This window comes from Leptolyngbya sp. AN10, assembly GCF_050565645.1.
In the GTDB taxonomy this organism is placed as follows: Bacteria; Cyanobacteriota; Cyanobacteriia; order Leptolyngbyales; family Leptolyngbyaceae; genus Leptolyngbya.
This window is the reverse complement of the sequence record NZ_JBNXVP010000006.1, coordinates 268,488-289,934: the sequence shown is the minus strand read 5'-3', so window position 1 is coordinate 289,934 and position 21,447 is coordinate 268,488. Positions and strand designations below refer to the sequence as shown.

General features: G+C 46.6%; 17 protein-coding genes. 7 read left to right on the top strand and 10 right to left on the bottom strand.

What is annotated here, in order from left to right; genetic code table 11:
• Positions 1–93: 93 nt before the first annotated feature.
• From ACQ4M5_RS11430 to ACQ4M5_RS11410, 5 genes are all read left to right on the top strand, one after another.
• Complete coding sequence (locus ACQ4M5_RS11430) at positions 94–774, top strand: response regulator transcription factor (RefSeq protein WP_430675738.1); 681 nt, start codon at positions 94–96, stop codon at positions 772–774.
• On the top strand, positions 771–1,262 hold the full coding sequence (locus ACQ4M5_RS11425) for an adenylyltransferase/cytidyltransferase family protein (RefSeq protein ID WP_430675737.1): 492 nt from the start codon (positions 771–773) through the stop codon (positions 1,260–1,262). Before ACQ4M5_RS11430 ends, ACQ4M5_RS11425 begins: the two co-directional genes overlap by 4 nt.
• A gap of 16 nt (positions 1,263–1,278) precedes the next feature.
• Positions 1,279–1,995, top strand: a complete 717-nt coding sequence (locus ACQ4M5_RS11420; protein ID WP_430675736.1) for a GUN4 N-terminal ARM-like repeat domain-containing protein — start codon at positions 1,279–1,281, stop codon at positions 1,993–1,995.
• 193 nt (positions 1,996–2,188) lie between these two features.
• On the top strand, positions 2,189–3,610 hold the full coding sequence (locus ACQ4M5_RS11415; protein ID WP_430675735.1) for a GAF domain-containing sensor histidine kinase: 1,422 nt from the start codon (positions 2,189–2,191) through the stop codon (positions 3,608–3,610).
• A gap of 84 nt (positions 3,611–3,694) precedes the next feature.
• The gene (locus tag ACQ4M5_RS11410; RefSeq protein WP_430675734.1) at positions 3,695–5,104 is read left to right on the top strand and encodes an IctB family putative bicarbonate transporter; all 1,410 of its coding nucleotides are present in this window, start codon (positions 3,695–3,697) and stop codon (positions 5,102–5,104) included.
• Here ACQ4M5_RS11410 and ACQ4M5_RS11405 read toward each other — a convergent pair.
• From ACQ4M5_RS11405 to ACQ4M5_RS11395, 3 genes are all read right to left on the bottom strand, one after another.
• On the bottom strand, positions 5,099–5,821 hold the full coding sequence (locus tag ACQ4M5_RS11405; protein WP_430675733.1) for a Crp/Fnr family transcriptional regulator: 723 nt from the start codon (positions 5,819–5,821) through the stop codon (positions 5,099–5,101). The two genes, ACQ4M5_RS11410 and ACQ4M5_RS11405, sit on opposite strands and share 6 nt — an antisense overlap.
• A 368-nt stretch (positions 5,822–6,189) precedes the next feature.
• Entirely contained in the window at positions 6,190–6,999 is an 810-nt protein-coding gene (gene thiD, locus ACQ4M5_RS11400) for a bifunctional hydroxymethylpyrimidine kinase/phosphomethylpyrimidine kinase (protein ID WP_430675732.1), read from the bottom strand.
• A gap of 51 nt (positions 7,000–7,050) precedes the next feature.
• The gene (locus ACQ4M5_RS11395; RefSeq protein WP_430675731.1) at positions 7,051–7,341 is read right to left on the bottom strand and encodes a hypothetical protein; all 291 of its coding nucleotides are present in this window, start codon (positions 7,339–7,341) and stop codon (positions 7,051–7,053) included.
• A 662-nt stretch (positions 7,342–8,003) separates the two neighbouring features.
• On the opposite strand from ACQ4M5_RS11395, the gene ACQ4M5_RS11390 reads away from it, so the two are divergent.
• Positions 8,004–9,386, top strand: coding sequence for an acyltransferase family protein (locus ACQ4M5_RS11390; protein WP_430675730.1), 1,383 nt, complete (start codon positions 8,004–8,006; stop codon positions 9,384–9,386).
• A 1-nt stretch (position 9,387) separates the two neighbouring features.
• Here ACQ4M5_RS11390 and ACQ4M5_RS11385 read toward each other — a convergent pair whose 3' ends face one another.
• From ACQ4M5_RS11385 to ACQ4M5_RS11370, 4 genes are all read right to left on the bottom strand, one after another.
• Positions 9,388–9,852, bottom strand: a complete 465-nt coding sequence (locus tag ACQ4M5_RS11385; protein WP_430675729.1) for an N-acetyltransferase family protein — start codon at positions 9,850–9,852, stop codon at positions 9,388–9,390.
• Positions 9,853–10,263: 411 nt separating this feature from the next.
• Complete coding sequence (locus ACQ4M5_RS11380) at positions 10,264–11,370, bottom strand: tRNA (guanine-N1)-methyltransferase (protein WP_430675728.1); 1,107 nt, start codon at positions 11,368–11,370, stop codon at positions 10,264–10,266.
• Positions 11,371–11,372: 2 nt separating this feature from the next.
• Entirely contained in the window at positions 11,373–11,891 is a 519-nt protein-coding gene (locus ACQ4M5_RS11375; protein WP_430675727.1) for a helix-hairpin-helix domain-containing protein, read from the bottom strand.
• Positions 11,892–12,281: an SHOCT domain-containing protein gene (locus ACQ4M5_RS11370; RefSeq protein WP_430675726.1), complete on the bottom strand. Its 390-nt coding sequence runs from the start codon at positions 12,279–12,281 to the stop codon at positions 11,892–11,894. It lies immediately after the preceding gene.
• 217 nt (positions 12,282–12,498) lie between these two features.
• Between ACQ4M5_RS11370 and clpB the strand changes: the two genes are divergently transcribed.
• The gene (gene clpB, locus ACQ4M5_RS11365; protein WP_430675725.1) at positions 12,499–15,180 is read left to right on the top strand and encodes an ATP-dependent chaperone ClpB; all 2,682 of its coding nucleotides are present in this window, start codon (positions 12,499–12,501) and stop codon (positions 15,178–15,180) included.
• A gap of 196 nt (positions 15,181–15,376) precedes the next feature.
• Here clpB and ACQ4M5_RS11360 read toward each other — a convergent pair whose 3' ends face one another.
• The 3 genes from ACQ4M5_RS11360 to ACQ4M5_RS11350 all read right to left on the bottom strand — a co-directional run bounded on the left by ACQ4M5_RS11360 (position 15,377) and on the right by ACQ4M5_RS11350 (position 21,233).
• Entirely contained in the window at positions 15,377–16,216 is an 840-nt protein-coding gene (locus tag ACQ4M5_RS11360) for an SWIM zinc finger family protein (protein WP_430675724.1), read from the bottom strand.
• A gap of 5 nt (positions 16,217–16,221) precedes the next feature.
• On the bottom strand, positions 16,222–19,347 hold the full coding sequence (locus ACQ4M5_RS11355; RefSeq protein WP_430675723.1) for a DEAD/DEAH box helicase: 3,126 nt from the start codon (positions 19,345–19,347) through the stop codon (positions 16,222–16,224).
• 806 nt (positions 19,348–20,153) lie between these two features.
• Positions 20,154–21,233 carry a glycosyltransferase family 2 protein gene (locus tag ACQ4M5_RS11350; protein ID WP_430675722.1) on the bottom strand — a complete coding sequence of 360 codons (1,080 nt, stop codon included), beginning with the start codon at positions 21,231–21,233 and terminating at the stop codon, positions 20,154–20,156.
• Positions 21,234–21,447 lie beyond the last annotated feature (214 nt).

Below are 21,447 nucleotides of genomic sequence, written 5' to 3'. Positions count from 1 at the left end.
GTTGACCTAATTGGGTGAACGGATTGGATGAGTTGGCTTTTCGGCTGCGATCGGACAATGAAATAAGTTTCGTCTTACGCTCTGGAGACGTGCATGAAGAAGATTTTGATTGTGGATGATGATACGGCACTGAGAACAGCATTGATTCGATATTTGGAAAAACGTGGTTATGCAGTTCGAGATGCAGCTTCAGGGACTGAAGGATTGTCTTCGTTTGAACAAGATCCGCCGGATTTGGTGGTGTCGGATGTGATCATGCCGGAAATGGACGGTCTGGAATTTTGTCGTCGTTTACGATCGCTAAGAACCGGACAACTCGTGCCGTTTATTTTTCTATCGAGTCGCGGTGAAGTTGAAGATCGCGTTCAAGGACATTCGATCGGTGCAGATGACTATTTGATCAAGCCGTTTGAACCGAGAGAGCTACTAGCGAAAATCGAAGCGCAATTAGAGCGATCGCGTCGGATGCACTCGGAAATTATTCGTCTGATGCAGCAGTCCGGGAATAGCGCTCCAGAGCCACAATCCACGCCTACGGTCGCTCCGTTACCTCTAACTCCAGCCGAAGAGAAAGTCTTTTGGGAAGTGATTCAAGGTCATACGAATAAACAGATCGGCGATCATTTATTTGTAAGTCCGCGAACTGTCCAAACGCATTTAAGTAACATCTTAAGCAAGCTGCAATTAGAGAATCGATCGCAGTTAGTTCGCTATGCGTTTGAAAAAGGCTATCGGCTTCCCGTTGAATCTGTGCCAACTGAAGAAAACGCATGAGTGTCTATTCCCTGAACGAGCTACAGAACGCGATCGAGAAAAATCCCGATCGTTGGCGACCGCTCGTTCTGACGAATGGATGTTTTGATCTCTTACATTGCGGTCATGTGCGGTATCTCAATTCAGCAAGGAAATTAGGACGATCGTTAGTCATCGGCTTAAATAGCGATGATTCAATACGAATGATTAAGCCCGATCGAATTCCGCCTCGTCCCATCATTCCAGAGATAGAACGGGCGGAAGTCCTTGCAGCACTGAAATCTGTCGATGGAGTAGTGATTTTTTCTGAAAAAACTGCTTGTGAACTGGTTGAAGCACTTCACCCAGAGATCTATGCTAAAGGAGGTGATTACAACTTACAAACCCTGCCCGAAGCCTCGATCGTTCACTCCTATGGCGGACAAGTTCGATTAATCGAGATCGAAGTCCCGTCCTCGACTAGCGCGATCGTCGATCGGATTTTGAGGGGCAACTCCCAAAACCCTTAACACCCTAACGGTTTACATGACTAATTTAGAGACTTCTTCAGCCCTCGATCTTCCCAACAGCATCGCGGCTCTCCAACTGAAGCTCCGATCTGACTCCGAAAAGGTGCAGCTTCAAACGATCGACGAACTAACCGCGCTTGGTGACGATGGCATCCCTGCGCTGATGGAATTCTTATTGGATCAGCATGAACCGGGTCGAGTCACCGCAAAGATTTATCAAACGCTTTATCGCTCTCAAATTCCGAGAGTTCTAGAATTTCTTCAGCAGCATTTTCCGACTGGAACTGTGCCGCTGAAGTCTGAGAAAAATATTGATTACACTGAACTTCAGCAGTTGCTCGCACAGCAGAAATTCCAAGAAGCCGATCGACTGACGATTCAGAAACTTTGTGAACTGGCTGGCGAATCGGCTGTGTTACGAAAATGGCTATATTTCACCGAAGTCGAGCATTTTCCGACTACCGATTTACACACGATCGATGCGCTTTGGTTAGCCCATTCCGATTACCAATTCGGCTTCTCAGTCCAGCGACAACTCTGGCTCAGTCTCGGTAAGAAGTGGGAAAAACTTTGGGCAAAGATCGGGTGGAAATCCGGATATATCTGGACACGCTACCCAGATGGATTTACCTGGAGTTTGACCGCTCCCAAAGGACATTTACCCTTGTCAAATCAATTACGCGGCGTTCGGGTGATCGCTGCCTTGCTGAATCATTCCGCCTGGGACAAGTAAAATATCCGTAATCTCATCAGGACGCATCTTCTCGATCGTGTAAACTTCCGTAATCTTCCCTGTGCGCGAACGTTGATCCATTCGCAGGTCAGGGCAATCTTTGTATAGTTACAGACGGTTTGACCGCCGTGGATTCCACCACACTTTGGTCAGACCGTTTGAGAAGTTCTTTAAATCGAGGATAGGGGTTGGAATGGGAATCCCCGAAAACAGGCTCTTTTGTCGATTAGATGGGTTAACGACTGCCGCCCGTGAGCAGCAGCGATCGTTGGTACTGACGGAACTCGGATTGCTCGATTCCGAAATTGTACCGATCTTTGAAGAAGCGACCCAGACCGTAGCTCACTCACTCGGTGCGCCGATTAGTTTGCTCGGTTTGATGATGGATCAGTCGCGACAGTGGTTCAAGTCCGCTGTGGGTCTGTCTCGCTTGGGGATCATGAATGATCTGGCACTCTCTCGCCAATTGCCGCGTGAAGAATCGTTCTGCACGTATGTGGTCGATAGTCAGCAGGTTTTAGCGATCGACGACACGCTAGATCACCCCGCATTTGCAAATTCTTTGTTATGTCAACAGTATGGGATTCGTGCGTATCTCGGTGCGCCGCTGCTTACGGTCAGTGGAGACTGCATCGGGACGCTCTGTGTGATGGATTCCCGCCCCCGTAATTTCACAGAGCGCGATGCGGAATTTCTCATGCTGACGGCGCGTTTGAGCATGAGCGAGTATGAACGACTGCAATTACTCAAGTCTCAAGCGGCTGGCACTCCGATCCCAACGATTCAACCTCCGGCTTCAGTTGCTCCCGCAAATCCGGTGAAGTTTGAACTGCTGGCTCAACTTACCCAAGAGTTACGCACCCCGCTAACTTCGGTCATGGGAATGGCAAGCGTTCTGAATCGCGAGATTTATGGACCGTTAACTAGCAAACAGAAAGAATATTTGGACATCATTCACCACAGCGGACAGTATTTGTTATCGCTGGTGAAGGAGATTCTGGAACTGTCGCAGCTTGATGATAGTAGTCGAGCGTTGAATTTAGCGTCGATCGATATCGAAATGCTCTGTCAACAGGCAATCAGCACTCTAGAGCAAGCGGCAAATCGTCGTGAACAACAAATCCGTCTCTCGGTCGAACCTGGAAATCGCATCTGGTTGCTCGACAAAGAGAAGATCCGTCAAATGTTGTATCACCTAATATTCAGCGTGATTCAATCCTCGAATGCAGGCAGTATTGTACGGCTTCATGTGTCTCAAAAAAGTAGCGGATTGCGCCTCACTGTTTGGGCATCGCATCCTTGCCTTGGAGATGGAATGGGCGGATACGGGGAAATGATGGTTCCGCAGACGAGTTTGATCGCTGCTTACGATGCTTCGAGCAGTAATGGTCATCGTGCGGGAGCCGGATTGATGCCCGTTGCCGCTCTGAGTGCGACGAAATTCACCGACCTTGATGATTCTCCAGAAATTCCTGATGCAGATGCGGTTCGGAAAAATCTCGGATTGCTTCTGAGTCGGCAACTGGCAGAAATGCACGGTGGACAAATTCTGATTCAAGGCGCATCAGAACCGGGCTATCGATATGTGATTACGCTTCCTCGATTAACCCAGTAACCTTGCCAAAACGTCAATATCGCGGATAATAAGCCCTAGCCCATTCGCTAGGGTTTTTTGCTTCAAAGCATAGGAAATTCGCGTATGAATTCGGTTTGGCAACAGGTGACATTAACGACGCTTCCCCTACGAGAATGGCGATCGGTCAGTTACGTCTATCAATGGGTCGTGGGATCGCTCTCCGGCTGGCGACAACAAAGCTGGCTAATGCGACACGGAGATGCGATCGCGGCTCTGTTAATCAGTCTCGTGTTCGCGCTTTCTCCCTTCGTTCCCACGGATTTGATCGGCTGGTTGCTGGCAACTTGCATTCTGATGTGGTTGCTGTTAACCGTTTCTGATACCGATCCTCGCGCTGGTTTTACGCCAATTCATTTGCTTGTGATGGCGTTCTGGGGAATTGCCTCGATCGCGGCTGGATTGTCTCCGCTCAAACGGCTTGCCTTTGTGGGACTGGGAAAACTTTCGCTCTATCTAATGTTTTTCATTCTGATGGCGCGAGTTTTACGATCGCCAAAACTACGATCGTTCTCGATCGCAGCTTTTCTCTTGACCGCTTTGGCAGTTAGTACCTATGGAATTCAACAGGCGATTTTTGGTGCAGATGCATTAGCGACTTGGGTTGATCCCGAATCTCCGACTGCCCAATCGACGCGGGTGTATAGCTATTTGGGCAATCCGAATCTACTCGCTGGATATCTCATGCCTGCGGTGTGGCTGTCCTTCAGCGCGATCTTTGTGTGGAAACGCTGGATGCCGAAATTTTTAGCGATCGTCATGTTCGGCATGAATACGGCTTGTTTACTCCTAACTCAGAGCCGAGGGGCTTGGATTGGATTAGTAATTGCCGTCTTGGTGCTGATTGTGCTGCTGCGATATTGGTGGAGCGCTTACTTACCAAGATTTTTGCGAGTCTGGGCATTGCCGCTGATGTTTGGTGGATTGGCAGGCGTTTTCGTCTTGGGATTTCTGTTTGTTACACCGTTTCGATATCGTGTAAGTACGATCTTTGCTGGAAGTGGCGACAGTAGTAATGCGTTTCGATTGAACGTTTGGCGATCGGTACTCGACATGATTCGCGATCGACCCATTCTGGGATTTGGTCCTGGGGATCTCGTATTCAAAAGCATGTACCCGCTTTATTCCGCCGCACGATTTAGCGCTCTGAGTGCTTACTCTGTGTTGCTAGAAATTACGGTCGAATCCGGTTTGATTGGACTCACCGCGTTTCTGTGGTTGTTGTTGGTCACGTTCAATCAAGGATTTTTGCAATTACGGCGACTGAGAGCGATCAACGATCCTGATGGGTTCTGGCTGATTGGTGCAATCACCTCGATGGCAGGCATGATGGGACATGGAATCGTAGACACCGTTTGGTATCGCCCGGAAGTGAGCGTCCTTTGGTGGTTGAGTGTCGCGCTCGTTGCCAGCTTCTATGTGCCTCATGCAGAAGAAAAGATTGTTCAAACTCCAGAACTTGCAGCCGATTCATGAAGTGCTTTCGCGGTGAAATCGATCGCTTTCTGCTCGAATCACCGCATAGCATTCACAAGAAATTGCTTCTAAAACGTATCGCTGCACGATCGTAATTCGTCCCCGACTGCACTGAATTGCCCCCGATCGAGTGAGTTCTCCCATTGCGACCGTGATCCCTGATCGACGAGTTCCTAACATTTGTGCCAGCGCTTCATGCGTAATCGTAAATTCATTCACCTGTAAGGCATTTTGAATGAGTAATAACTGTCGCGCCAATCGTTCCCGAATTGAATGAAACCGATGGCAGGCTGCTAATTGCGAAGTTTGTAATAGTAAAACTTGAACGTACTCTAATAAGATTGTTTGCAGTTCAGAACTTTGTTCAAATTCCTCTATTAGAGGCTGAATTGGCAAACGGAGAGCAGAATCCCCTACTTGAACGATCGCTTGCTGGACACTTTCACGCCGTCCCAAAATCACAGAAGTTCCAACAAAACCGTCGTGTCCGACTAGCCCAACTTCAAGTACAGAACCATTCGAGAGCAGCGTCGTCAGCGAAATCAGCGATCGGATCGGAAAATAAACGTATGAGATGACTTCCCCGATTGGGTGGAGAATTTCTTGAGTGGTCAGCGTTACAGGTTCTAGATAAACCAATAATCGCTGATAAATCTCGTGGGGAAGCGCTGCAAGCAAGCGATTTTCTAGCGCACTAGAAGCCGCGATCGAAGACATGAGAATACTCCAGAAGTAGCTGCGCGTAAGCGAGATCAGCTACGCACAAGAAGTAGAACTAGCTAGTTCCTGTGTAAAGGCGAATTCTCAAAGCTAACGGTGAATGTTTTTGCTTTATTTTTCTTTATTGTGTCGGTTTTTTAGCCTAGCGCAAATTTTAAGACAGGGGGAAAACCGTATCCATTTTGGAGAAAACACCGCTTTGGTGAATTGAAGAGAATTCTATAGCAATCCTAAATCAGTCGTGAAATCAAGATTGATCGCGCCCCCTAGCCCCCAAGTTTGGGGGAACCGGAGTCATAGCCCCCAGAATTGGGGGTTTGGGGGCGTTCCCGAATCTTACAACTCAAAACGGATTGCTATATCGATTATCCATCGCGTTGTAACAAAGGGAAAAAATGACCGACCGGACCTTGCCCCTGCCCGATCGCTAATGAGTATTCCAATGCTTTCGTGACATACTGTTTCGCGGCTTGAATTGCCGATCGCAGATCTTTTCCCAATGCCAAATTTGCCGTGATCGCTGCCGCTAAGGTGCATCCCGTTCCATGTGTATGCTTCGTATCCACTCGCTCGATCGCAAAGGTTTCGCACTGAGATCCATCAAACCAAACATCGACTCCGCGCAGTTCATCCCGCATTCCGCCACCTTTTACTAGAACCGATTTGGCTCCCAGTTCAGAAATTTGTTGAGCCGCTTTCTGCATATCTTGTAACGTGCTGATTTCAATGCCGCTGAGGAGTTGAGCCTCGTAGCGATTTGGCGTGAGAATCAGTGCTTGGGGAATCAGAAGCGTTTTGAGCGCCGCGATCGCTGCATCATCAATGAGTTGCGCTCCGGTTCGCGAAACCATGACGGGATCAACAACTAAATTTGGAATGTTTGAAGCTTGTTCAGAAACCGCTGCAATAATGCCTTCGTTCAACAGCATTCCGGTTTTTGCCGCTTGTACTCCAATATCCTGAAGTACCGCTTCAATTTGAGCCGTCACCGCTTCGGGAGGTAACGCATCTACACGGGTTACACCGATCGTATTTTGTGCGGTGATACAGGTGAGAGCGCTCGTTCCATGTACACAATGAAACGCAAAAGTTCGTAGATCGGCTTGAATTCCCGCACCGCCGCCACTGTCAGAACCCGCGATCGTTAATGCGATCGGTATCGAAGGAAGTGTCATCGCTGTCGTTTACCCAGTAAGTCTATTTTCTATGGTAAACGGTGGATTTACTTATCTTGATGCACAAGGCAGCCCGCTCGCTTTGACTCGGCAAACTTCCTCGTTGGCGTAACAAACCGAAACCGCTTTCACACCAAGAACGACCCAAGCTGCTTTGACGATGCGATCGAGTTCTTCCATCACTTGATCGACGCACCAGGGTTCGGAGCAATGCACCAGAAGCGCGTCGAATTTTGTCTCTAACAAGCAGCCAGAGAGAGTTTGAGCGTAAAGGTCTTTGAGTCGATCGATGCGAAAGTCTTCAAGCATCGACAAGTCGCGTGTCGTGAATTTCATTTTCATAGCTTAAATTCGATATGTATTGCACAGATTGAATCGGATTTGCCCAGCGATCCATACGGTAAGATCCTGGATTTTTATTTTCTACTGCGAATACAATTGCGTAAATGTACGGGTTCTACGATCGACTTGTACGGAAGCTATAGTCCATTTACAGCAATCCTGTTCGCAATTCCGGATCATTCGAGTTTGGCGATCGCGTTGCTTTAAGAGGATGTTTGAAAAGTAATCGTTCATCGCCTGAATCGCCCCTCGAATGGAATTCGGGGCTATCGGAACAAAGTCTGTTGAAACAGACTGAAGAGGATATGACGATTAGCTTTGAGTCCCCTTTAGTGGACTTTTTCCGCTAGACCGTGGTTTCTAATCACGGGCGGAACACAATCGCACCGAAGAATCTTTCTATACTTTTCAAACATCCTCTAAGATCGCCTGCTCTCAGTGATATTTCTTTAGTTTCTCACCTGTCTTTCTTGTGTGAGATGAAATTCTATGAAGCGGTTCGTTACTCTCATGCTAGAGTGACAGGCTGATTAGAAAACTTGATCATTTCACAGTCATAAATCTATAAATTGGCTGATTTTTAAGAAATTACGTTGCTCGGATGCCACACTCAAACGGGGAATTCGTCACGGCAACGATTGATCGGAGGAGAAATAGTACGGATGGCTGAATCGAAAAAGTTAAGACGATTAGCGTGGCTAGAGGGAATTCGCATTTTTGCAGCGGTGTTTCTGCTGTTCTATCACGCGCAACTTCTGTTCACGAAGTACGCCTTTACGCCTCAGCCAACGGGACTGATTGCGAATCTTCAACAGTTGTTTACAGCGACTCGCCAACTTGGGGACAGTTGGATCACTCAAGCGCTAAGTTTGCCCGTCTGGTTTGGATACCAGTTTGTGGATGTGTTTGTGTTGGTGAGCGGCTTTAGTTTGGTGCTGTCGCTGAAAGGAAAGCCGATCGAGGTGGGTCGCTTTCTCAAACGCAGATTGTTACGAATTTTGCTGCCGTTTTGGACGGTGGCTTGGTTGTCGTATCCGATTCTGTGGTTGATTGGAAAATCGACGAGTAGCTACATTCCCGATGCGTGGCATACATTTGCGGGTATGTCCTTTCCGATTCTGTTTGATTATGGCGGCGATTTGTTGTTGCCGACGAGTGGACCTTGGTGGTTTGTACCGCTGATTATTAGTTTTGCATTAATTTTTCCGGTTCTTTGGTATTTGATGAACCGTTGGGGATCTCGCAATTTATTGATTGTGAGTACTGTGATCACATTTGTGTATCGTGCATTCGCAGTTTATGTGTTTCAGGGACATCCAACTTATGCGATCGTATCTGCTGCGGCAGGTTGGCAACCCTTTGTTCACTTCATTTCTAAACTCAGCACGTTTGTGTTAGGAATGGTGATTGCGCGTCAGTATTCACAAGGCAAAGGAGTTATTTTCTGGAGATCTTCGAGAGCGTTGCTGGTTGGAGTTAGCATTTATGCGATCGGCTTTGTTGCTCAGTTTTACCGATTTGGTTGGATCTTCGATGATTTCTTCTTAGCAGTCGGGTTAACGCTCTGCTGTATGGTCATATTCCGATTTTTGAGCGATCGCTTGAATCTTGGGTCTGTAATGGTTTGGCTTGGACTTCACAGCTACAGCTATTTTCTGATTCATAATTTTGTGGTCGATCGCACTTTGAATCTCTATGTGCAGAATCAGCTTCCGCTCTACTATCAAGTGTTGCCTTGGATGGCGGTTGGAACATTGGGATTAGCGGTGATTGCCGATCGAATTACGCCTTGGATTGAGAGAACTGCGATCGCGCTTTGGCACTATACCGATGCGAGATTGACCCCGATCGCAAAGATTGGCTCTTGGGTTCCAAAAGTCGGGGAATCTGTGCTTTATCGTGGAAAACCAGGCTGGACAATTCAGAAAGTCGAGCAGGTTGTCCACGATAAAGCGTTCTACCTATGCCGGATCTCGAATGGTCAAAAGACGGTTTGGGTGAACCAAAACGATTTGAAACGAGATCAAGCACTGCAAGTGAAGTAGATTACGCGATCGATTTCATCATCACCTGATACCCTCGATCGCTGTACCCTGCCTTGCGATAAACCTTGTACGCCCGCTCATTATCCTCATGCACAGAGAGCGCAAGTGAAGGAATATTCAGCGATCGACAAACCTGTTCAACAAATTTCAATGTCCGACTGCCAATGCCTTGTCCACGATAATCAGAACGCAAATACAACTCATCGATATAAGCACCCAAACCACGAAATTCAATACTGTAGCTAAAGGTAACGGCAACATAACCGATGACATGATCGCGTTCGGTAATCAACCAAACTCTTCCCAGTGCGGGAGTACTAAGGAATTGTTGGAGTGAAACGCGATCGAGAACTGGATCGAATGGGAGTTTTTCAATTTTGTGAAACTCTCCAACCAATTCAAGTAAAACATCTACGTCTTTGGATGTTGCAGTACGGTACGCAACATTTACATCAACGGATAACATGCAAAAAATTTCCTTTTGAAATGCGACAAAAAATCGAACTTGGAACGTGAAAATTATTCGATCGCACAACAAAGTGTCGAATGCAATTTAACATTACACCGAATCAGACAAAACACTAAAAACCGTTAGTTCCAATGTGTTATGCAGAACACATCAGAAAACAACGATTCAGATTGTTTAAATTCCAATTGCAAATCACTAAATTGTGCTTCCTGACAATGCCCGCTATATGTCTGGAACTTCTTTTAGATAGTGCATAAAATCACCGTGTTTACTGCCTTTGGGCGCGGATAGCAATTCCAAAAACCAAACTAGAATTACTTCTCTGCTTTAGAGCGATCGGAATCCAAAACTTCCAAGTTTTGGCTATTCCTATTTCCAGGGTAAACTGTCCCTCGCAGTTTAGTCAACTTAACTCCGACGAAAGGAGTATGATTTTGCGGCTCGAATACAAGTCGGTAAATCGGCATTAGTTTTGATTGCTTCTCGATCGATATGTGTCAAACTCGCTCGGTGTCCCCAATCCTGCAACGTTTGAATCAAATAATTCGATTTAGGAATGTCTAATTTTCCGCGTCGTCCTATCTCGCCCAAAGTATAGAAATACGGTGGCATTTCCGCCTCTGCTTGCATCACTTCCAACAATCGGATCTGTGATATCCAATTCCAATCGGTTGCTACTTTGATCATTTCTGCAATTTGTACCGAATCATGCAGATTGCCTAACCACATTGCGCCACTTAAAACGAGCGATCGACCTTCTAACGAACAATTCGATCGACCTAATTTTCGCCATTCAACTTTCTGATAAGTTCCGCATTCATGACAAAAGCCCAAAAATCCATAGTTCTGCTCAGTCAATTGAATCGACGAAACTAACCGCACCATCACTCGATACGTTTGTCCCGTGAAATAAGAAAACACAGGAACGATTCCCATTCCGCGTGAAGCTGCTTGCTGTTGAACATTTCCCAGAATCAAGCGCAACCCTTGCTCATGGGCAGATGGATGAATTCGAGCAACCGCACCGTAGTCTGCAACACAGTTTTCTGAAGCGCGTCCGGTGACTGTTCGCCCGTCTGTACTCGTGAGATAAATTAATCCACCAATCGTACAAGCACTCAAACTGGCATGAACATACGGAACCGGAGATCCAAAGCCATCGACATCGACTAAATCATAGTAGTCTTGGCGGTTATAGCAATCGAAAAAGACTCGGATTGCATCTCGATCGCTAACTTGATACTGGTCAGTTTTCAAACCCTGCGCTAAGTTCTCACTTAACACCGCTTGAATGTCCGTATTACTATCATTTGCCCAAACAAAATCGGCTTGGCTTTCGAGAATGTATCGCAGCGATCGCACTCCACAACCTGCCATTGCATCTAAAACTCGTAAACGACCGCGATCGCGTCGATAAACAGCCGCCGCCAGCACCGCTAAATCTCTTACTGTTTCAGCATTGGGATTGTAGAACGCACTGCCGATCGTGAATGTTGCTTTTCCTTCGATCGTCATATTCAAAAGCGTAAATAGTGCATCAATTCAGCAATGAGCGCACTTGGAAGAGAAAGTCGCTGTTGCAAATCGACTAAATTTTTGTAGTTGCCGCGAACTTGGCGATCTCTAACGATCGCTCTTGCTAACACCGATCGAATCTCTGGAATCTGCGTTAATTCATTTACCGTTGCCGCGTTCAAATTCACTCGCTGAATTTGATGCAAACTGTCTGGATCGTAATAACAAAATTTCATCACAGGTTCTAACGGTTTCATCCGCTGAAGTGAAACCCCTAACGCTGCCGCCACATCTTCAACACAGAAAAACTGCATTCCTAATTCACTCAACTGCGTCAATGTTTTCGCCTGATGAATCGATAATCCAGGCAACCGTAACCAATCGTCCACACTTGCCTGATTCACATCGATTTGAATACCCAAATCCGCCGCGACCCGAATTTCCGCCAAAGATTGAAATCGATAATACGGATCGTTTTGAATCTTAGATTTCAGCAGTGCAGAAGAAAACCAGTTGAGCATCTATTTAATACGATCGAGCAATTTCCGCCGTTTCTGTTCAAATTCGTATTCTGAAATTAAACCATCTTCTCGAAGCTGATCGAGTTCGCGCAAACTTTCCGAAACACTCAGCACCGGATTCGCGGACAGTCCCACCGCAGCCACTTCATCGTTAAAATTCACATCGAACTCATCAGGATTTTGAATCAGATAAAACACCGCATCAAACAACGCCGCGATCCAGGCAATTTTACTTCCTGTGAGTGCCAGCGCCAGATAAATCAAACACCACCAGCGCTGTCCCAAATAGAGCTTATGTAAACCGACCAAATGAAACCCGCCGAACACCGGAACAACTCCGACGATCGCGAGTAACGCTGCAACTCTTCGACTTTTCGGTTTCTCCAACATAATCCCACTGCGATTCCGTGGACTTTACTATAACGAATCTGATGAATTTCGCCGCGATCGTCATCTCCGACACCGCAACAAAACACGTCGAAATATCAAGATCGGCTTACGTTCTTTCTAATTGAATAAACCATCTCTAAAAGCGGAATGAAAGAAGTCATCAGACCTGTTAGAGTAAAGTTTCAAGAAGAGCGATGACAAAATCTTATCGGAATACATGCAACCCACAGACCCCAGCAAATTTACAGATAAAGCCTGGGAAGCGATCGTACAGGCACAAGATGTCGTTCGACGCTATCGACACCAGAATTTAGAAGTCGAACATTTGATGATCAGCCTGCTAGAGCAAGAAGAGAGCTTTGCAGGAAAGATTCTAAGCAAAGCGGGCATCGAACCGAATCGACTTTTTCAACAGGTAGACGACTTTACCCGCCGTCAGCCAAAAGTTGGTAGCACCGAACAGCTTTATTTGGGGCGATATCTCGATACGATGCTCGATCGAGCCGAAGCAGCGCGAGCTTCAATGCAGGACGATTTTATTTCGATCGAACACATCGTCCAGGCGTTTGCGAATGATCCCCGTCTCGGATTAAAGATCTTCCGCAGTTTCAATGTCGATACAGCCCGACTAGACACAGCCATTCGCGATATTCGCGGGAGTCAAAAAGTGGTCGATCAAGCTCCCGAATCGCGTTATTCTGCTTTAGAAAAATTTGGCTTAGATCTCACCGAACGCGCCAAAGCAGGCAAAATCGATCCAGTGATCGGACGCGATGGCGAAATTCGTCGAGTCGTTCAAGTTCTGTCTCGGCGGACTAAAAATAATCCGGTTTTGATCGGCGAACCGGGAGTTGGAAAAACTGCGATCGCTGAAGGTCTAGCGCAACGGATCGTAAACGGTGATGTCCCCGAATCCCTCAAAAATCGCAAACTAATTTCCCTTGATATGGGATCGCTAATTGCAGGTGCAAAATATCGAGGCGAATTCGAGGATCGACTCCGAGCCGTTCTCAAAGAAGTAATCGATTCGGACGGGCAGATCGTTCTATTCATCGATGAACTTCACACGGTCGTTGGAGCGGGCGCAGGCGGTCAAGGCAATATGGATGCCGGAAACTTGCTTAAACCGATGTTGGCGCGGGGAGAATTGCGCTGTATCGGAGCAACAACCTTAGATGAGTACCGGAAGTACATCGAAAAAGATGCGGCACTAGAGCGACGATTCCAGCAAGTCGTGATCGATCAGCCCAGCGTCGAAGATACGGTTTCGATTTTGCGCGGGTTAAAAGAGCGCTACGAAGTTCACCACGGGGTGAATATCACCGATTCCGCTTTAGTTGCGGCTGCCACTTTGTCCAGTCGATACATTAGTGATCGCTTTCTTCCCGATAAAGCGATCGATCTCGTAGACGAAGCTGCCGCAAAACTCCGAATGGAGATCACCTCGAAACCAACCGAGCTAGAACAAATCGAGCGTCGCTTGAGACAGCTTGAGATGGAAAAACTCTCAGTTAAGAGCGAGGACAAGATCACCGGATTATCCGGTCTAAGCCGAAATTCCAAAGATCGACTCGAACGGCTCGAACAAGAAATCGCAGAACTCCAGCCGAAAAAAGACGCGCTCGATTCCCAGTGGCAAAACGAGAAGCAAATCCTCGAAACGATCAAATCGCTCAAGATGGAAGAAGATCAGCTTCGAGTCCAAATCGAGCAAGCTGAACGGGCGTATGATCTCAACACTGCCGCACAATTGAAGTACGGACGACTTGAAGCTTTGCAGCACGATCGAGAAAAACAAGAAGCACAACTTCTAGAACTCCAAGCAGGCGGAACCGCTCTACTACGCGAACAAGTCACCGAAGCGGACATTGCCGAAATCGTCGCTCGTTGGACAGGCATTCCTGTAACGCGGCTCCTCGAATCCGAACGCCAGAAACTCCTGAATTTAGAGAAACATCTACACGAACGAGTCATCGGACAGCACGACGCGGTTGAAGCTGTTTCTGCTGCAATTCGACGAGCACGATCGGGAATGAAAGATCCCAGTCGCCCGATCGGTTCTTTCCTGTTCATGGGTCCCACCGGAGTCGGAAAAACAGAACTCGCCCGCGCACTAGCTCAATTTCTGTTCGATTCAGACGATGCGATCGTGCGTCTTGATATGTCCGAGTACATGGAGAAACATTCAGTCTCACGCTTAGTCGGTGCGCCTCCCGGATATGTGGGCTACGACGAAGGCGGACAGTTATCAGAATCAATCCGCCGCAAGCCTTATTCAGTCGTGCTGCTCGACGAAGTAGAGAAAGCACATCCCGATGTGTTCAATATCCTGCTACAAGTGCTAGATGATGGACGCATTACTGATTCTCAAGGTCGCACCGTCGATTTTCGCAACACCGTGATCGTCATGACGAGCAATATCGGGAGTGAACACATTCTTGATGTTGCTGGCGATGATGCCCGATACGAGGAAATGCAAAAACGAGTGATGAAAGCGCTCCGCAAACATTTCCGTCCAGAGTTTCTCAACCGAATCGACGATACGATTCTCTTCCATCCATTGAACCGTGCGGAATTGGGTGAGATTGTCCGACTCCAGATTCAACGCATTCAAGGCTTACTCAGCGATCAAAAGATCGCGCTGGAATTGTCATCTGCTGCCCAAAAATATGTAGCAGATGTTGGATACGATCCAACTTATGGAGCGCGTCCACTAAAACGGGCAATTCAGCGGGAATTGCAAAACCCGATCGCAACCAAGCTGCTCGAAAATGCGTTTGTCGAAGGCGATACAATCTCGATCGATTTAGTCGATGGCAAACTTAAATTCAGCAAAAAGGAATTGGTGACGAATCCCCAACCTGTGACGGCGACTCCTGTTGCCGTGACGGAAAATTAGGGTCATTAAACCTAATGGGGTTGCAGGAAGTCGATCGCTACGAATTGAGCGGACTTCGTACTCCTCTGCAACCTCAATTGAGCACATGAGTGTAAGTCATCGTCGTCTTGACATCCTTATGACTGGCTCAGAATCTGCGAATCGTTTCCTTGAAGTCGCGTGTATCAAAGGTCTGTCCCTGACTTTGTTCGCTGTATTAGAGCAAATCTCGATTCTTAGATTTAATTCGATCGTAGACTTCCTCCATTACTGTAATGAATGATTGGTCGCGCTCCCAAAACGGTGGGTAGTCTCCCTGCTTCTTCACTAAGATGCCAGACACGCTGCTCTGAGGTGGACGTTCAATGTCTTTTGGTAATGATTTGCTGCCTTGCCAAAACTCTCTAAGCGTTGTTTCAGCAGGGATTGGCTGAACTTCAGGACGAGTGTAGAAGGATTCGACAGAGTGCAATGGAGTAGCTTGTCGATCGAGTTCAGACGAGAGTGCTTTTCCAAGCGGTGTTTTCGCAAGTTCAGATCGCAGCCTCGATCGAGAAATGCCTCGCAGTTCAAATAGTAAAAATGGATCTCGATCGAGATCTGCCGCAATTCGATAGCATACACCTGCAATGTGCTTACAGGGATTACTATAATCTGGGCAAGAACATTCAGTATGAAAGTCTTTTTTCGATTTGGGTAGTAGATTGAGGTTCAGTTGAGTAAACGCATCTTCGATGTTGTCAGGCATCTCGTTAATCAATAGTTTAGAGATGAAGCTGGCTTTCGAGGCAATATACGCGATCGCGGCTGTCCATTGTGCTTGACTGATTGGAGCGATTACAATCTCTGTTTCGTAAATCGGCTCTTTGTAAACTCCATAGTAAGGATTCACGTTGCCACGAACTTCAGCTACGATCGCACTATCGACAATCGTTAGTTTACGAATGCGATCGCTACTTCGATACGATCGACCTCGACTCAATCGCCCTGTATCGGTGAACTTCTCTAAGGCTTCGATAAATTTGTTGCCCCACCACGTTTTAGAAATCTGCGCCATGATTGTTACTCCAAGATAGTGCTGCGATTGAACGTGATTAGTTGTTTGAATGCTTCATTGTTCAATTCGGTTAACCAAGATTCATCAGAACCGACGATCGAGCTTGCTAGTTTCTTCTTATCTTCGATCATCTGATCAATCCGTTCTTCAAGCGTTCCAAGTGCAACGAATTTATGCACAAACACATTCTTTTTCTGTCCAATGCGGAATGCTCGGTCGGTGGCTTGATCTTCGACAGCGGGATTCCACCAGCGATCGAAATGAAATACATGATTTGCTTTGGTTAATGTGATTCCAACTCCACCCGCTTTGATCGACAAGATAAAAATTGCAGGTTCCGTTTCTGGGTCTTGAAACTCTGCAATCATTGTTTCGCGTTTTGCTCTCGCAGTTCCGCCATGTAGATAGTAAGTTCGATAGTGTTGGTGTTTCAGATACTTTTCGAGTGCGCCTCCAATCTCCGCAAACTGAGTGAAGACAAGAATGCTTTCGCCTTCGTCGATCGCTTCTTGGATCATTTCGCTCAGGCGTTGAAGTTTATGCGATCGCTCTGGCAAAAATTCACTCTCATCTTGCAAAAACTGCATTGGATGATTGCAAATCTGTTTGAGCTTCAGTAACGTTGCCAGGATCATCCCTTTGCGCTGAATTCCTTCTGCATCATTGATCTGATTCAGAACATCTTTTACGACTGCTTCATAGAGTGAGGCTTGCTCTTTTGTCAGATTACAGTACAGTTTTTGCTCAACTTTATCGGGTAAGTCTTGAATGATTGCTGGATCAGTCTTGACTCGCCGTAGGATAAATGGTTCGACAAGTTGTTTCAGTGTTGTAGATTTAACTCGATCGTTGTTTTTCTGAATTGGAACCTCAAACGCTTTACGAAACTGTGCTTCTTTGCCCAGATAGCCCGGATTGAGAAAGTTAAAAATCGACCAGAGATCCAGCAAGCGATTCTCGACCGGAGTTCCGGTTAGTGCAAGGCGATGTTGTGCGGGAAGCTTCAAAATCGCTTTTGTTTGGGCTGAGGCAGGATTTTTAATGTTCTGTGCTTCATCAATCACAATCCGTTGCCAAGGGGTTGAAGCGAGAAAGGAAACATCTTTGCGAATCAGCGTATACGACGTAATCACGACATCATAGTTCGCGATCGCACTTTGGAAAGCTTCGAGTGTTTGAATCCGACTGCTGCCGTGATGAATATACGATCGCAACTGAGGGGCAAACTTCTCAATCTCTTTCTGCCAGTTTCCCAGTACAGAAGTCGGTGCGATCAGTAAAGTCGGTGGAATCCGAGCCGCCTTTTTTCGAGATTTAGCCATTGCTTCGCGCTCTTGCACAAATCGAGCAATCACCTGAAACGACTTTCCCATGCCCATATCATCGGCAAGACAACCATTCAACCCTAAGCTTTCAAGATAACTGAGCCAAGAAACACCTCGTTGCTGATAGGGTCGCAATGTTCCATTTAACTGTTTCGGATCAGGTAGCACTTCAAGCTGACTCTTATCATTTAACTGAGTCAGCATTCCTGAAAGCATCGAGTCGCATGCTACTTCTAGTTCAATCCCATTGCTACCTTCTGCGGAAAGCTTGATCAAATCCATCAAGCTAAGCTCTGGATTCTCGTTTTTGTGCTTTTTCCAGAACTCTAACATTTGCTGCATTTGTGTGCGATCGAGTTGAACCCACTGCCCGCGAAACTGCACTAAGTCAGTCTTCGATCGTACAAGCTGTTCCCATTCTTTTGGACTCACCGCTTCGCCATTGATAGAAAGCTCGTACTGATAGTCAATTAAGGTATCAACCGAAAAATAGCTTTTACTTTTATCACTGCTTCCCAGTTTGCGCCCTTTTGCCTGCATCCGAACTTTCGCCCGTCGCCATCCTTGCGGAGTCCACCAAGCCGGAACGATGACTTTGTAGGCTGCATCTTCGAGTACCCAAGCAGTTTCTTGCAAGAAAGCATTCGCCTCTTCAACATCCAGTAGAATTTGAATCGGCTGATCAGTCTCCAATCCTGCCCAAAGCTTTGGATAGATTCGGGCAGCATATCCTAGCTGCATCAATAATTGCTGCTCAAAGTCTTGTCCGAATTGTTTGAGTAGAGCTTTCCGTTTTGTGGTTCGAGTCTTCCAATACTCACTTAACGGCACTCGCACCGAAGGATCTTGTCGAGCCGCTGCTTGAAATTCGAGTACCCAAGGATCTTTTGGATCTTGCGGGGATTGCAGAGCAAAACAAAGAGAAAAAGAGCTTTCAGCTTGGCTCTGAGCAATACGATCGCGCCAATTTTGCCAGTGCTGATACTGCTCTAACGTGTAGTTTGCAGGTGCGATCGAGCGCTTGAAACAATCTTGAATTAAAGTATTCGCAATCTGCTTTTCAAACGTCGCAGGAATCGGAGTTTGAAGGATGATTTCGTGCAGCAACACTTCTGAAAAATGACGCAGAAGCGCGATCGCGTTTCGCATCTGTGGCTGAGACGGACAAGATTGAAATCCAGTCGTACAAAGGAGCGGCATTCGCCCACTGTAATGTGTGAGTTCCGATTCGTAGTTTGTTGAAAGAATCTCCCAGCCTGGATAAATCTCAAAGTCTGAAGCGGTTTTGCTCTTACGTTTTGAAGTTGCGCGATAGTTTAGAGCAGGAATATACCGATCGTTGTGAAAGACGTGCTTGAAAAACTGCGTGTAGTGATACCAGAACAGTAAATCAGATCCAATCTGCACATCAATCAGATTATGCAGAGCGAGAAAATGCCACTCATTTAGCAGCTTGATGATTTGGGAAACAGGGCAGCAGTAACCCTGAACTATCCAGTACTGCCACTCCCAAGTTTCAGGCAGATCAATTTCGAGATATCGAGCCAGTTCCGGCGAAGGGCAAGGTTCCTGAGTACTGGGCAACAAAAAGAAGATTGGCGCGATCGACTTCGGTGCGATTTGCATTCCGAGTTGTTCAGTCAAAAATGTTGCTAAAGACTTCTCTAACAAATGACGAGGATGCAACGAAGCTTCTGCTTTGCGCGATTTAAGCTTCTCTAGCGTTTCTACCCACAGGTAAAATTTGCCACGTTGCACGAAGTCTGTTGCGTCATCAGGAATCCAAGTACCATGCAGAATGTGCATTTTCTCTAGACCAATCGCTGCTTTGACTTTACCAAAGCCTCGCAGAATTGCACGCCTTTTTTAAGAGTCTTGTCTCAGAGGGTGTTTGAAAAGTATAAAAAGCGGCTTTGCTGCGTTGCCAGTCCGCCCGGAAATGAATCTCCGGGCTAATGGAAGAAACCCCGCTGAAGCGGACTGGGAGAATCATTCGGAGTTCTTAGCCCAGTTTAGTGGGCTTCCCCGATTAGCCCGGAGATTCATCTCCGGGCGGGTGAATGCGATCAACGATTACTTTTCAAACACCCTCTCAGATCGATAAGGTTAGGGATCTGCCACTTAATAAAATCCCGCCGTTCATTGCACTGCCCCGCCCCGGACTGGAAGTCTACCGTGTACACACAAGTCTTGGATCGCTTCGTTTCAGTCGGCTTCAGCCCCCTAAATCCCCCAAATTTGGGGGACTTTGAAGGATGGAAGATCCTTGGAACTCTGAAAATCGCTCTTGCTCAAAGTCCTCCAGAATGGGGATTTAGGGGCGAAAGTCTCAACAACGACAGATTACTCGACTTGTGTGTACACAGTAGGAATAGAATTCGGGGCTAACTGGGCGAAGTCCGTTCCAACGGACTGAAGACTTTAACTTCAGGCTCTTCAGTCCCCTTTAGTGGACTTTGTTCTATTAGCCCCGACTTCCAGTCCGGGGTGGGATAGCGCTGAGAACAGAGCTACTCTCGTTGGAGTCTTATCTTCAAGCACCTTCCTTAGTTCAGATTGCAGCAAGGGCAGAGTACAACAAGCAACTCGCTAGTTTTTCGGAATCGCTTCTTCTAAACTTGAGTCGTTTTTACCATCTGTTGCCAACGGTGCAAAATGACGCGATCGTAAGGCTTCCAGAAAGTGGGGAGTGGGGGGTTGGGAGGTTGAACTTCGATCACCGTCTCTGGAAGTTGAGAAGGCTTTGGAGTTTGCTGTTTTGGAATCCGTTTTAGTAGCGGTTGAGTTAACGTTTTCGCGATCGCTACGACTGTAACTTTGTAAATTCCAGGGCGAAGTAACAGCGCAAAATCACCTTTCAAGCTATAAGAAATCCATCGAAACATCAGTGCATAGTCGCCTGCAAGATAACTTTTACTCAGTAGATTATTGTAAAAAACAGTATTTGCCCAACAACGAATCGAGGGCGACAACTCTGGATGGCGTTGATAAACTCTGGACATAATCAACTCATAGAAATGCGACATCGTGACACATTTCGTAGACATACTGCCGCTATATTGTCGATAACCGATTAAATATTCGGGAACGATCGCAAACTGATATCGTTCAGCAATTCGCACATACAAATCCCAATCTTCGCAAGTTTTTAGTTCAGTATTGTAATCGCCAACAGCATCGATACAACTGCGACGAAACAGAGCAGTACTGGCATTATCCAGAAAGTTATAAAACACAAGAAAGGCTAAAACATTGCCTTCAACGGGTCCCAATTGCCCAAAGGGTGAATATGCCCGAATACTGCCTGATTCAGTTAGATACATTGACCAAGAGTAAACTAAACCGACTGATTCATCGGATGTTTCTAAGCAACGAACATGCTTTTCTAACCGTTCGGGATACCAAATATCATCGGCATCGATCGGGGCAATATATTTACCAGATGACTGTTGAATCGCTAAATTTCGAGAAGCTGCAACACCGGAATTTCTTTGTTGAATCAATCGAAATCGATCGTCAGTTTGGGCATACGATCGCACAATTTCCGCAGTGCGATCGCTTGATCCATCATCGACCACAATCACTTCAAAGTCAGAGTACGTTTGCGCTTGAATAGAGTCGAGGGTATCCGAAATAAACGCTTCGGCATTGTAAGCGGCAATCACTACCGAAACCAGCGGATTAGAACTCATTCCCTTCCTCATTCAATGCACTTCAAACATTCTCAGGCGAAATTCATCACTTTGCAATGTCTCTGACAGGAACAAAATCAGTCTACAATACTTCTAACAAGAGAAGTAGGCTTTCTCTACTGTAAGGAGCAGGATACCAAAGGATAAAAACGCTACGTTAGAGTCAAGAACTCAGGGGAAATCGTCATGGATTTAGAATCACGATCGCAACGCA

Excerpts from the sequence above, each read along its gene's own strand:
- ACQ4M5_RS11430 (WP_430675738.1), top strand. The coding sequence starts at position 94 with ATGAAGAAGATTTTGATTGTGGATGATGATACGGCACTGAGAACAGCA.
- ACQ4M5_RS11425 (WP_430675737.1), top strand. The coding sequence starts at position 771 with ATGAGTGTCTATTCCCTGAACGAGCTACAGAACGCGATCGAGAAAAAT.
- ACQ4M5_RS11420 (WP_430675736.1), top strand. The coding sequence starts at position 1,279 with ATGACTAATTTAGAGACTTCTTCAGCCCTCGATCTTCCCAACAGCATC.
- ACQ4M5_RS11415 (WP_430675735.1), top strand. The coding sequence starts at position 2,189 with ATGGGAATCCCCGAAAACAGGCTCTTTTGTCGATTAGATGGGTTAACG.
- ACQ4M5_RS11410 (WP_430675734.1), top strand. The coding sequence starts at position 3,695 with ATGAATTCGGTTTGGCAACAGGTGACATTAACGACGCTTCCCCTACGA.
- ACQ4M5_RS11405 (WP_430675733.1), bottom strand. The coding sequence starts at position 5,821 with ATGTCTTCGATCGCGGCTTCTAGTGCGCTAGAAAATCGCTTGCTTGCA.
- thiD (WP_430675732.1), bottom strand. The coding sequence starts at position 6,999 with ATGACACTTCCTTCGATACCGATCGCATTAACGATCGCGGGTTCTGAC.
- ACQ4M5_RS11395 (WP_430675731.1), bottom strand. The coding sequence starts at position 7,341 with ATGAAAATGAAATTCACGACACGCGACTTGTCGATGCTTGAAGACTTT.
- ACQ4M5_RS11390 (WP_430675730.1), top strand. The coding sequence starts at position 8,004 with ATGGCTGAATCGAAAAAGTTAAGACGATTAGCGTGGCTAGAGGGAATT.
- ACQ4M5_RS11385 (WP_430675729.1), bottom strand. The coding sequence starts at position 9,852 with ATGTTATCCGTTGATGTAAATGTTGCGTACCGTACTGCAACATCCAAA.
- ACQ4M5_RS11380 (WP_430675728.1), bottom strand. The coding sequence starts at position 11,370 with ATGACGATCGAAGGAAAAGCAACATTCACGATCGGCAGTGCGTTCTAC.
- ACQ4M5_RS11375 (WP_430675727.1), bottom strand. The coding sequence starts at position 11,891 with ATGCTCAACTGGTTTTCTTCTGCACTGCTGAAATCTAAGATTCAAAAC.
- ACQ4M5_RS11370 (WP_430675726.1), bottom strand. The coding sequence starts at position 12,281 with ATGTTGGAGAAACCGAAAAGTCGAAGAGTTGCAGCGTTACTCGCGATC.
- clpB (WP_430675725.1), top strand. The coding sequence starts at position 12,499 with ATGCAACCCACAGACCCCAGCAAATTTACAGATAAAGCCTGGGAAGCG.
- ACQ4M5_RS11360 (WP_430675724.1), bottom strand. The coding sequence starts at position 16,216 with ATGGCGCAGATTTCTAAAACGTGGTGGGGCAACAAATTTATCGAAGCC.
- ACQ4M5_RS11355 (WP_430675723.1), bottom strand. The coding sequence starts at position 19,347 with ATGCACATTCTGCATGGTACTTGGATTCCTGATGACGCAACAGACTTC.
- ACQ4M5_RS11350 (WP_430675722.1), bottom strand. The coding sequence starts at position 21,233 with ATGAGTTCTAATCCGCTGGTTTCGGTAGTGATTGCCGCTTACAATGCC.